Source organism: Wujia chipingensis (genome assembly GCF_014337155.1).
Classification (GTDB): domain Bacteria; phylum Bacillota; class Clostridia; order Lachnospirales; family Lachnospiraceae; genus Coprococcus_C; species Coprococcus_C hominis.
This window is the reverse complement of sequence record NZ_CP060632.1, coordinates 2,016,246-2,029,369: the sequence shown is the minus strand read 5'-3', so window position 1 is coordinate 2,029,369 and position 13,124 is coordinate 2,016,246. Positions and strand designations below refer to the sequence as shown.

Here is a 13,124-nt window from a genome sequence, read left to right as displayed (position 1 = left end):
TCTAACCTCTGCCGAAAATCGTATCCATATCCTGCTCCGGCGCCGTAAGTGGCTGGAGCTGGTAGGTATCAACTAAGAACTTGACAACGGTCTCGGACATGAATGCCGGGAGCGTCGGGCCAAGGTATATCTTTTTGACACCGAGGGAAAGCAGGGTGAGCAGGATGCAGACAGCCTTCTGTTCGTACCACGATAAGACGAGGGTAAGCGGAAGCTCGTTGATGCTGCACGAAAATGCATCTGCAAGTGCGAGGGCAACCTTGATGGCACTGTAAGAATCGTTGCATTGCCCCATGTCTAAGATACGTGGAATCCCGTCGATCTCCCCAAGGTCGATATCGTTAAAACGGTATTTACCGCAGGCGAGTGTCAGGACGAGGGAATCCATTGGTGTCTGCTTTACAAATTCCGTATAATAATTTCGTCCCGGATGGGCACCGTCACAGCCGCCGACAAGAAAGATGTGTTTGATCGCACCGCTCTTGATGGCGGCTATGATTTTGTCTGCGTGGGATAAAACTGCACCATGTGCAAAACCGGTCGTTACAATATGACCGCCGTTAATACCGCTCATGCTGTGGTCGTGCTCATAACCGCCTAAGCGTTTGGCGTGTGCAATCAATTCGCTGAAATCCTTGTGTCCGTCTTTATCTCCGGTGATGTGCTTCATTCCGGCATAACCGACAACGGATGTCGTGTAAATGCGGTCAGCGTAGCTTGGACGCGGCGGCATCAGACAGTTTGTTGTGAAAAGCACAGGGGCAGGGATATTCTCGAATTCCGTCTGTTGACTCTGCCAGCTGGTTCCGAAATTCCCAGCAAGATGCTTATATTTCGCAAGCTCCGGATAGCCATGTGCCGGAAGCATCTCGCAGTGTGTGTAGACATTGATACCGGTTCCTTCTGTCTGTGCGAGCAGTTCTGCCATATCTTTTAGGTCATGACCGGACACGACGATAAATGGTCCCTTCCGGATGTCGGTGTGTACGCGTCGCGGTTCCGGAGTGCCGAAGGATTTTGTATTTGCTGTGTCAAGCAATTCCATACATTTGAAATTAACCTGCCCAAATTCCATGATCAGGGCAATCCATTCTTCCACAGTGTGTTCCCGATTGACCTCGCATAAGCCCTTGTAAAACCATCGGTTGACGTCCTCGTTCTCATAGCTTAAGTTGCGGGCGTGATGCGCGTAGGCGGACATACCCTTCAGTCCGAAGAGCAGGGTGGAGCGAAGCGATACGATATCGTTTGCACCATCCCACAGAGAGATAACCGGAACAGGTGTGGAACCGATGCGTTCCCGCTCCGCAATGACACGATGGATAAAATCCCGGATCGCATCGTTATCAAAATTCACATTGGTCAAGGTTGTGAAAAGTCCGTCGATGATCAGACGGCAGGATTCGGACGTGAAATTCTGCTCCTTCGTAGCAGCCTCAGCCAGCTGGATCAGCTCGCATACGAGCTCGTCTTGCAGATTAGAGGTTTCTGGCTGTTTGCCGCAGACACCGGTTGTCACACAGGCTTTGTTGCCTGCGGTCTGCTGACATTGAAAACAAAACATTTCTGACATGATTGTACTCCTTTGAAAATAGATTCTTACGAAAGTATGAACCGGAGAATCTAAATTTATTCAAAAATCGGGTTGTCAAACAAAAATCCTGTGGTATAATACCCATGTATATAGGAAAAAGCGTTGACGGAAAGAGTAGTGCATGGGCACCATCCAGAGAGAACGACATAAGCTGGAAGCCGTTTATGGAAGAAATGTATGAAAACCATTCCCGAGCTGTGCGTAGAAGATGACCGGATGACCGGTTGCTGAAGCGTCACCGTAAGGCATGCGTTAAAGCCAAATGAAGTGAAACACTAAGGTGGAACCGTGTGAAAGCACCCTTAGATACAAGGTTAAGGCATTGTATCTCAAGGGTGCTTTTTGGTATTTTGCGAAACAACTTCGTAAAGTAGATTGAGACACATATGAATTGTAGTTCTTAAGCAGACCGTTGAAGCACGCTGGTACTTAATGAACGGCAAACTTGTTTGTCGTGAATTTAGTACCACTGCGTGCTGAACCGAGCGAGAGCGTGTCTGCGTAGAATACAATTCATATGTGGCTCCCATACAGTAGGGTTGTTTCGCAATAATGGAAAAAGGAGAATAAGAAATGGTAAACTTCAAAGAAGACGAGCAGTTAAAAACATTGAACCACTCCTGTGCCCATCTGATGGCACAGGCAATCAAGCACCTGTACCCACAGGCAAAGTTCTGGGTAGGACCGGTTGTTGCAGAAGGCTTCTACTATGATGTAGACCTTGGCGATGACGTAATCCGTGACGAGGATATCGCAGCGATCGAGAAGGAAATGAAGAAGGTTGCAAAGTCCGGCAAGAAGATCATCCGTAAGGAGATTTCCAAGGAAGAAGCTCTGGAGATGTTCAAGGATGATGAGTACAAGCTGGATCTGATCTCTAATCTGGAAGATGGAACGATTTCCTGCTATGAGCAGGGCGATTTTACAGACCTCTGCCGCGGTCCTCACGTAGATAATGTAAAGCTTTGCCGTAACTTTAAGCTGCTCCGTCACTCAGGCGCTTACTGGAAGGGCGACAGCAACAACAAGGTATTGCAGAGAATTTACGGTGTCTGCTTCCCGACAGCAGAAGAGCTGGAGGCACATCTGAAGCTTCTCGAAGAGGCAAAGGAGAGAGACCATAGAAAGATCGGTAAGGATATGCAGCTGTTCATGGTAGACGATCTCGTTGGACGTGGACTTCCGATGTTCCTTCCGAAGGGGTATACGATCTGGCAGGAGCTGGAGAACTACATCAAGGATAAGGAGCGTAAGCTTGGCTACCTGCACGTTATGACACCATGTGTTGGTACGGTGAATCTGTACAAGACATCCGGTCACTGGGATCACTACAAGGAAAACATGTTCCCGGCCATGGACGTAGAGGGTGAGTCTTTCGTTCTTCGTCCAATGAACTGCCCACATCATATGATGATTTATGCAAACCGTATGCATTCTTATAAAGACCTCCCAATCCGTATTGGTGAGATCGCGCACGACTTCCGTTTCGAGGCAAGTGGTACTTTGAAGGGTATCGAGCGAGGCAGACATTTCTGTCAGAACGATGCGCATTTGTTCGTGACACCGGAGCAGATCGAGGATGAGTTCTCAAAGGTTGTAGACCTGATCTTCAGCACATACAAGGATTTTGGTATCACAGATTACCGTTGTGTGCTGTCACTGCGTGACCCGGAGAACAAGGTAAAATACCACGATGATGATGAGATGTGGAACACAGCCGAGGATGCACTCCGTAAGGTATTGAACGACCTTGGTATCGAGTATACAGAGGAAATCGGCGAGGCAGCATTCTACGGACCGAAGCTTGATGTAAATGTAAAGCCGGCTGTCGGAAATGAATATACACTTTCTACCTGTCAGCTTGACTTCTGTCTGCCTGCGAAGTTCCAGCTTACTTATATTGACAAAGATGGTGAGAAGAAGACACCGGTTGTATTGCACAGAGCAATCCTCGGTTCTCTGGATCGTTTCATGGCATACATTCTGGAGGAGACAAAGGGTAACCTTCCAACATGGTTAGCACCGGTTCAGGTAAAGGTTATGCCGGTTAAGACAGACAACGAAGAACTGATGGCATACGCACACAAGGTTGTGGATGCGCTGGATGCGAAGAATGTCCGTGTAGAATTAGACGACAGAGCAGAGAAGCTTGGCTACCGTATGCGTGAAGGTCAGGTGGAGAAGGTTCCATATCTTCTGGTTCTTGGCTTCAACGAGGTTGAAAATAACACCGTATCTTACAGATTGCATGGTCAGGCAGATACAACTGTTGTTGGTCTGGATGAATTTGTTGCGAAGATTGAGGAAGAGATCAAGACAAAGGCGAAAAACAGATAATCAATGAGGAAACATCGAGTGCTCAGAGTGATCGGTTGCGTCGTTGGCGCAATCGTGATCATTCTGCTATATGAAATGATTGGAATATTTGCTGCATACAAGAAGCAGCCGGAGCTCTCGGAAGAGACGAAGCAGAGCCTGCATCCCGAAGATATCTATACAGATGCAACAGTTGAAGAACGCGCATGTATCATTGAAGAAAATGGGGATGCGTTATTGCAGCGTGTCCGCCTGATTGAACAGGCGAAGGAAGAAATCATCTTATCTACGTTCGCATTTCACGATGATGACAGCGGACAGATCATGATGGGCGCTTTGCTTCGGGCAGCGGAGCGGAATGTGCACATCCGTATCCTGGTGGATGGATTCGAGAGCTGGACGGCGATGGAAGGAAATGCATATTTCTATGCAATGTCGTCGCATCCGAATATCGAGATTAAGGTGTATAACCGCGCGACCCCGTTAAAACCTTGGGAGATGATGGGGCGCATGCATGACAAATATCTGATCGCAGATGGGAAAACATACATCCTTGGCGGACGAAATACATACAATTATTTTCTTGGTGAGTTCCCGGGACATAAGAATTACGACCGTGATGTGCTGGTTGTCTGCGAGAATCCGCAGGCGGATAGTTCCGTGAACCAGTTGCTTGCTTATTTTGAGACGATCTGGAGTCAGAAGGATTGTAAATATTTCCATGACAAAGAGAAGCTTGCCGACCGGAAATCTGTCAAACAGGCAAAGAAAGATGTGCAGACGGCATTTGCCACTTATTACGAAGCACAGAAAGATACAATCACTGACACGGACTTTGAGAAAGATACGGTTGCAACTGACAAGATCATGTTGATCTCGAATCCAATCCATACCGGGGCGAAGGAGCCGACAGCATGGTATGAGATGGGTGTCCTGATGAAGCAGGCGAAGAAGCGTGTAAAGATACACACACCGTACATCATCTGCAATGATATGATGTATGACACTTGGTCAGATGTAGCTGAAAATGTACCGGAATTTACGGTTATGACAAACTCTGTCGCGAATAACGGTAATCCATTTGGTTCCGCAGATTACCAGAAAAACCGGGACAAAATCAGCAGTACCGGCGTCACGATCTGGGAGTATGAAGGCGGATATTCATATCATGGAAAGAGTATCTTGATCGACGATGATATATCCATCATTGGTTCGTTCAATATGGATATGCGCAGTGTCTACTTAGACACAGAACTGATGCTTGTGATCCGAAGCAAGGAGATCAACACTCAGTTGGAATCAGCCATGATGAAATATGAACAGGGCGCACGACAGGTGCTTGCTGACGGACAGTATGCGAATCCATATCATGTGGAGCCAATCGCACTCACACCGAAACGCCGCCGTAGAGTATTTGTTGTACGGTATCTGCTTGGATGGCTGCGGTTTTTGTTTTAGGGATTTTTATTCTGTAGGAGGTAATGGATTATGATAATGGAAAATGATGAATTTGTAATTCCAGAACAGTATCGGAAAATGTCCGTTACTGAATTAGATGCAGAAGCAAATAAAATGTTGAAGGAGATACAACAAGGGAAACGAATAATTTGAGATAAGAAAAAAGCTGCACAGGGAAAGAATGAAATAGTTTTCTATGTTGAGTAGCAAAAACTCTCTGAGGTTTTGAACAACTTCAGGGAGTTTTTTTGTGTCTTATAGAGATTGTAAAGTGAGGAAGGAAAACAAATATAGATAAAGTTATACTATTTGGTGCAGGTGCGGAACAAGGATATAACCTTGCATTGGGAAGTAAAAACTCACCTATAAAATCGACACATTCCCCTATAAAAATCCCCTATTATCCGCTATAATAATATGTAAAAATAATAGTAGTTAATTGTGCGATACAGGAAACATGTTTACACGTGTGAAGTCACCGGGCGGTGTCCGGTGACTTTCCTGTAAATGAGCAAAAACGCGAAGGAGAAAAATCTATGATTCGAATGGAGATTGCGCTGATATTGATTCTGGCGTTTGTGGCAGGAATCTATTTCTCGGCGAGGCGGAGACAGACCGCGTTACATAAGACATTTTCGGCACTTTTGATCGTGGTGATCGTGCATCTGATGTTCGATGCGGCGACGATCTATACGGTAAACCATCTTGCTCAGGTACCGCTTGTGCTGAACGATGTTTTACACCGGCTGTTTGTCGGTACGATGGCGTTAGTTCTGTTCTTTTTCTATCAGTATATTGCGATACTGGTGGAAGAAGAGACCGGGAAGAAGCGGACACTGGATCTGCCGGCACGGATATTTCTTGTGATTTCAGAAGTCGGGGCGATGATACTCCCGATTACTTACACCGAGACACCGGATGGAAATTATTCGGCGGGACTTTATGCATATGTAAGCTATGTCAGTGTGGCGGTGTATCTTATACTTTGTTCATGGCTGCTGCTTGCAAACTGGAAGCGGATGGACAATAAGAAGAAATTCGCCATCGGAATGGCACTTATATTTGAGTTCACAATCTGCTTCCTGCAGGGATTGCACCATACATGGCTGATCAGTGGAATGGGAATCACGCTTATGACGCTCGCATTCTATCTGACCTTGGAGAATCCGGATGCGCTGCGTGCGGAGCTTACGGAACAGAAGATGTCGATGCTCTATCTGAAAAGTCAGGTGAATCCGCATTTCTTGTATAATACGCTTGATACGATTCGAATTCAGGCGGAGTTGGACGGGGATAAGAAGGTTGCAAAGCTTCTGATGCGGCTTGTGGATTTCTTCCGGCTGAGCGTCAAGGTCGACCGTTCGATGGTCACGCTTGATGATGAGCTCGAACTTGTGGAAGCATATATGGAGCTGATGTGCTACCGGTATCCGGAGCTCTTCTGCGATTATGATATCGATCCGGACTTAGGGGCAGTGCAGGTACCGAACTTTATCTTACAGCCGCTGGTGGAGAACAGTCTGCTGCATGGAATGAAGAACCGCGGATACCGGGGCGAAATCGAGATATTCGTAAAACGCGCAGGCGCAGATATGGAGATCTGCATCAAAGACAGTGGCAGCGGATTTGAAGAGGGTATGAAAGCGCAGATTGACAAGATGTTACTGCACTACAACAAGCAGGAGGCGAAGCTGGATGGAAACAGTATCGGGATCCTGAATGTGCAGAAGCGGATCAAATATCTGTGCGGCAGAAAATATGGACTATCCTATGAGGAAAACAGCGCGGGAGGTGTGACAGCGCGGTTGCTATTGCCGATAAATAAGGAGGAAGCATCATGAGGAAATTACGCGTCGTATTAGTCGACGACGAGATTATGATACGTGAGGGATTCAAGAAATTATTTGACTGGGGCGCACATGACTGTGAAGTCGTGGGCGAGGCAGCGGATGGCGTCGAGGCGCTTGGGGTAATCGACAGCATGGTACCGGATATCGTGATCATGGATATCAACATCCCGATTATGAACGGCCTGAAGGTCATCCAGACCAGCCGCCTGAAATACCCGGATATGGCATTCATCGTTGTATCGGGATACGATGATTTTTCTTATTGCAGGGAAGCATTGCGGCTGCAGATCACGGACTACATCCTGAAACCGGTCGACTATGAAGAATTCGGGAACACGATCGATCATTTGAAGATATCGATATTCGAGAAACAGACGAAGAATGTGACACCCGGCAGTGAAGCGTCAACGATTGTTGGAATTGTACGGTATATGCAGGAGCATCTGGCAGAAGAGATCAGCTTGAATGTTCTCGCGGAAACATTTCATCTGAGCGCACAGTATATCAGCCAGCTCTTCAAGAATGAGATCGGTGTGAATTTCCTTGCTTATCTGACGACAATCCGTATGGAGCGTGCGAAGAAGCTGCTCGTCTCGACACAGTTATCCATTGCGGAGATTTCTGAGCGGTGCGGCTATGCCGATTACCGGGTGTTTACCAAGGTATTCAAGAAGACGGAGGGCAGTACACCGTCGCAGTATCGTAGAGATTTTTTGTAGGAGCTTCAGTATAAGATTCAGTATGGGACCGATAAGTTATAAGGCGTGGATGAAAGGTGCACTTTCTTATAACTTACCAGTTCACGATAAAATAAGATTGACAAATGGGTGCAGATAAAAGACAATTGATATAAAGATAGGAAATGCATATCGATAGGGAGTCTGATATATGGATTTAACAAAAAAATGGCATCGGAGTGAATTTGTCAGTCATGAGATGCTGGAGGTACATCGTGGAATCGAATGTGAACTGGATTTCTATTCAGCAATTGCAAATGGCGAAATAGAATTAGTTCAGGAAAATTGTAACGAACAGGCATTTACAAACCCGGAGGGCATGGGCGTGTTGTCTACGGATGCGCTTCGCAATATCCGATATCATTATGTTGTAACCGTAGCGCTTATTACACGTTTTTGTGTGCACGAAGGGCTGGAACAGGAAAAAGCATATAATTTAAGTGATTTCTATATTTTGGAGATGGATAAATGCAAGACAATCGAACAGATATCGAAGCTGCATGATGTGATGTGTCTGGATTTTTGTAAACATATGCATGAAATAAAAAACAGTCAGGTACTTTCCAAGCAGGTGGTTTTATGTCTGGATTATATTTACAGTCATACTCATTACCGGATTACAATTCGTGAAGTGGCTGAATATCTCAGATTATCTGAAAGCTATCTTTCAAGATTGTTTAAAAAAGAAATGGGAATCTCGTTCAGTCAGTATATTTTGAACCTGAAAATTGACAAGGCAAAGAATCTGCTTCGTTTTTCGGAATATTCAATTGGAGAAATAACCTATTATCTTGGTTTTTCAAATGAGAGCCATTTTATTCAGACATTTCAAAAACGGGTTGGAGAGACGCCGAACCGCTATCGTAGGAGGTGTTTCCGCACGGAGTGGGAATTAAAACAGAATTAGTAAAAATGTACAAATAATTCAGAAAGAATAAATGAATAACAGACAAAATCAATAAGATGTCATGAATATAACACTTATGACATTATTTAAACATAATCTTCCTTTGCTTTTGAGTATGATTAACATATCAAAAAATGAAGGGAGATTTTTTTATGAGAAAGCTGAGAAAAGCAATTCCTCTTGCACTGGCAATGAGTGTAGCTCTTACGATGACTCCAATTCGGGCATCAGCGGAAGAACCGACTCAGGTACAGGCAGAACAAAGTGATCTTGTAGAAGAAAACGAAAGTCTGAGTGATGAAGCAGACAAAGACAATGAAGGGTACAAACTGGTATTTGAGGATGATTTTAACGGCGATCAATTGGATCGTAAGGTTTGGAATGTCGAAAAGCATGAGAAAGGCTGGGTAAACGGGGAGCTTCAGGAGTATGTAGATTCTGATGAAAACATCAAGGTACAAGATGGTTATCTGAATATCATTCCTGTTGAAAAAGTTGAGACAACATCTACAACTGATGGACAGAATTTGTTGTCAAACGCTGATTTCAGTTCCGGTATGGACGATTGGACTGAAACAATTGCAAACTGGGGAAGTAATGGTTTTGACGCATCTGCGCAGAGCTCTGTTGCTGATGGGGCTATTACTTATACGATTACCAATCCTGGTAATGACTTATGGCATGTACAACTTAAACAAACTGTTAAGTTGGCAGCAAAAAAGCATTACACATTAAGCTACAAAGTAAAATCGGATGTTGCTCGTACAATTGAAACGGGTGTGCAGGGTGATCAAACAAATAATTATATCTCATATGGAGCAAAAACACAATCATTGCAAGCGGGAAAAGAAGAATCAGTATCTATCGATGTATATGCAGAAGAGGGATATGATACAGCAACTTTATATTTCTCTTTAGGGCGTAAGACTGGAGATACATCGATTCCAGATGAATCTGTAGTAACAATTTCCGATATTAGTTTGGTGGAAACAACTGCAAACATGCTTCCGGCAAATGCATTTGGTGACAATGCAACTGCTGGAACAAAGGTCAAGAAATCTTATACATCTGGTCGTATCTCTACACAGAACTTAAAGACATTTACCTATGGTAGGTTTGAAGTAAGGGCAAAGGTTCCAAATGGACAGGGATACCTTCCGGCATTCTGGTTAATGGCTAACGATGAGAATGTATATGGTCAGTGGCCAAGATGCGGTGAGATTGATTGTATGGAAGTTATGGGGCAGGATACAAATAAGTTGTACGGAACCATACATTACGGAAATCCACATGCAGAAAGTCAGGGAACCTATACAATCAAAGATGGTAAGGAGTCGTTCTCCGATGGATTCCACACATTTACATGTGATTGGGAACCAGGCAAGATTACATGGTATGTAGATGGAATAAAGTATCATGAGGAAAGCAACTGGCATTCAACAACAGAAGGACAGGGAACACTTACATATCCAGCACCTTTCGATCAACCTTTTTACATTATTTTGAACCTCGCAGTTGGTGGTTCATGGGTAGGAAATCCAAACGAGAAAACAAATTTTGATAACAATCCGTTTGTTGTTGATTATGTAAGAGTCTATCAGAAAGATTCTTATGATGAGAATGTAACACGTCCAGAAGTTAAGTTTGAGCCTACAAACGAGCCAGACGAAAGCGGAAACTATATTAAGAACAGCACATTTGCAGAGGCAGAGGATTTGACAGATGATACAAATTGGAAATTCATAACTGCTTTGGATGGTGCTGCAACAGCAGAAATCAAAGATAACTCTATGGTTATCAAGACAGAAAAAGCAGGTACTGTTGATTACAGTGTACAGTTAGTACAGGCAAATGTTCCTTTTGAAAAGGGTGCAACTTATGAAGTAAGTTTTGATGCACAAGCATCTGAGAATCGTAAGATGAATGTAGATGTTAAGGCTCCAGACCGTGGATACCAGTCATATATGAAAACCCTGGTTCCAGAGCTTACAACGGAGATGAAGCACTTCAGCACACAGTTCGTAATGAAGGCAGATTCCGATGTGAATGGACGTTTAGAGTTTAATATGGGTAATGCAGGTTCAGGCGATATCGTTCTTAAGAACGTAGTTGTTAGGAAGACTGCGGAGCCAGATCCGAATGCAAAGGAAGAAAAGACAATTCTTGCAAATGGAAGCTGTATCTATAATGGATCTTTCCAGGAAGGTAAAAACCATCTTGGATATTGGGATATAACACCAGAAGGTGCAGATATTAAGGTAACAGGTCTTTCAGATGGAAGAAGATTGGTCACAGAAGGAAAAAGTGTAACAATCAGTCAGTCAGATCTTGCATTTAAGGAAGGAACAGCATATGCATTGAGCTTTGATGCGTATGCGCAAAATGGAGCAACTGTCGTTGCAACTGTTGGCGGAAACACATATAAAGTAAATGTTGAAGCAGGAAATGAAAAGAAAGATTATGTTGTAAAGATTCCTGCAACAGCAAAGTTTACAGACAAGACAGTTTCATTGAAAATCGAAGGTGCAATCTCTCTCGATAATGTAAAAATGGTAGAAGATGCAAAGATTAAGAACGGATCATTCAATGATAGTCTTTCAGGATATGAAGTATATGTAGACAGCGCAGCAAAAGCAACTGTTGTTGTTGACAGTTTAAAAGAAAATAATGCATTGGATGTGACTGTAGATAATACAGGTGCGGATGACTGGAGAATACAGATTAAACAGAACAATGTATTGCTGGAAAAAGGAAAGAAGTATAAATTATCATATGAGGCTAAGTCATCCATTGATAGAAAAATCAGAGTTGTAATGCAGGGGGGAGAGGCTCTTGGATGGCCGGTATACTCTGAGCACAGCGATGATCAAGATGCAAATGATGGAATTGTAACACTTACAAGTGAATATCAGAAGTTTACTGAAGAATTTATAATGACAGAAGAGACAGACGCACAGGCATTCCTCAGCATCTGTTTGGGAAATGTAGGTGGTCAGATTACTGATCAGCACAGAATTGTAATTGACAATATTTCTTTGGTTGAGGTAGAGAATCCGACACCGGAGAATCCGACACCGGAGAATCCGACACCAGAGAATCCGACACCGGAGAATCCGACACCAGAGAATCCGACACCAGAGAATCCGACACCACAAAACCCAATTGTGAAGCCTGTAACAGTATCTTATTCTACACATATACAGAGTTATGGATGGAATAAAAGTGCAGCGAAGAATGGAGCAGTGGCAGGAACAACAGGAAAGGCAAAGAGATTAGAAGCGATTAAAATTTCTGTAGAGGGAAATGAAGATCTTGGCATTCAGTATACAACACACTGCCAAGGATATGGTTGGTTAAACTGGTCATCAAATGGTGAAATCAGCGGAACAACATGTGAAGCGAAGAGACTTGAGGCAATCAAGATTCAGTTGACAGGTGCAGACAGGGATAAATACGATGTATATTACCGCGTTCATGCACAGGGCTATGGCTGGATGAATTGGGCAAAAAATGGTGAGGCTGCCGGTACAGCAGGACTCGCGAAGAGACTTGAAGCAATCCAGGTAGTAGTTGTCAAGAAGGGTGAAAGCGTACCAGACAAGTTCGAAGGTGTAACAGCATCAGAAAAGAAAGCTTATATGGCAAGTGCAGCTGCAACAGCTGCAACAGTTGAAGGCTCAGATCGGGCACATGTTCAGTATCGTTCACATCTTCAGACATATGGATGGCAGAACTGGAAGAATGACGGAGATATTTCCGGAACAACAGGTAAAGCAAAGCGATTAGAGTCTTTGAAACTTGAACTTAAAAACAAGGATTATACAGGCGGTATCTGTTACAATGCACATGTGCAGACAATCGGATGGCAGGCCGATCCAAATAAATCTGCAACATGGAAGAAAGATGGTGAGTTTTGCGGGACAACGGGAAATGCAAAGAGATTAGAGGCAATTCAGATTGAGCTTTATGGTGAGATGGCAGAGCATTATGATATTTATTATCGTGTGCATTCACAGACATACGGCTGGATGAAGTGGGCCAAAAATGGAGAGATGTCTGGCACAACTGGTCAGCATAAAAGAATCGAAGGAATTCAGGTTGTGCTTGTGAAAAAAGGTGAACAGGCACCTTCGGATAATTACAAGGGAGCTGTTACAAATACAACAAAAACATTTCTCTCAAAATAGAAACTATCGATAGTCAAAATGGCGTTATCCATTACTTTGGATAACGTCATTTTTTAGTGCGTCTTGCGGCGCACG

General features: G+C 44.0%; 8 protein-coding genes. 7 read left to right on the top strand and 1 reads right to left on the bottom strand.

Going from position 1 to position 13,124, the window contains the following annotated elements:
• Position 1: 1 nt before the first annotated feature.
• Complete coding sequence (hcp, locus tag H9Q76_RS09445) at positions 2-1,564, bottom strand: hydroxylamine reductase (protein ID WP_334298709.1); 1,563 nt, start codon at positions 1,562-1,564, stop codon at positions 2-4.
• A 603-nt stretch (positions 1,565-2,167) separates the two neighbouring features.
• Here hcp and thrS point away from each other — a divergent pair.
• The 7 genes from thrS (at position 2,168) to H9Q76_RS09415 (ending at position 13,049) form a co-directional block, all read left to right on the top strand.
• Positions 2,168-3,931, top strand: a complete 1,764-nt coding sequence (gene thrS, locus H9Q76_RS09440; RefSeq protein WP_118670528.1) for a threonine--tRNA ligase — start codon at positions 2,168-2,170, stop codon at positions 3,929-3,931.
• Positions 3,932-3,934: 3 nt separating this feature from the next.
• Complete coding sequence (locus tag H9Q76_RS09435; protein ID WP_249321004.1) at positions 3,935-5,368, top strand: phospholipase D family protein; 1,434 nt, start codon at positions 3,935-3,937, stop codon at positions 5,366-5,368.
• 30 nt (positions 5,369-5,398) lie between these two features.
• A complete protein-coding gene (locus tag H9Q76_RS13790) occupies positions 5,399-5,521 on the top strand; it encodes a hypothetical protein (RefSeq protein ID WP_021985878.1) in 123 nt (40 codons plus the stop codon).
• Positions 5,522-5,904: 383 nt separating this feature from the next.
• Positions 5,905-7,209, top strand: coding sequence for a sensor histidine kinase (locus H9Q76_RS09430; protein ID WP_249321003.1), 1,305 nt, complete (start codon positions 5,905-5,907; stop codon positions 7,207-7,209).
• On the top strand, positions 7,206-7,937 hold the full coding sequence (locus H9Q76_RS09425) for a response regulator transcription factor (RefSeq protein WP_117781442.1): 732 nt from the start codon (positions 7,206-7,208) through the stop codon (positions 7,935-7,937). Before H9Q76_RS09430 ends, H9Q76_RS09425 begins: the two co-directional genes overlap by 4 nt.
• 169 nt (positions 7,938-8,106) lie before the next feature.
• Complete coding sequence (locus H9Q76_RS09420; RefSeq protein WP_021985875.1) at positions 8,107-8,862, top strand: helix-turn-helix domain-containing protein; 756 nt, start codon at positions 8,107-8,109, stop codon at positions 8,860-8,862.
• A gap of 152 nt (positions 8,863-9,014) precedes the next feature.
• Positions 9,015-13,049 (top strand): carbohydrate binding domain-containing protein, encoded by a 4,035-nt coding sequence (locus H9Q76_RS09415; protein WP_249321002.1) that lies wholly within the window; start codon positions 9,015-9,017, stop codon positions 13,047-13,049.
• The last annotated feature ends 75 nt before the right edge of the window (positions 13,050-13,124 follow it).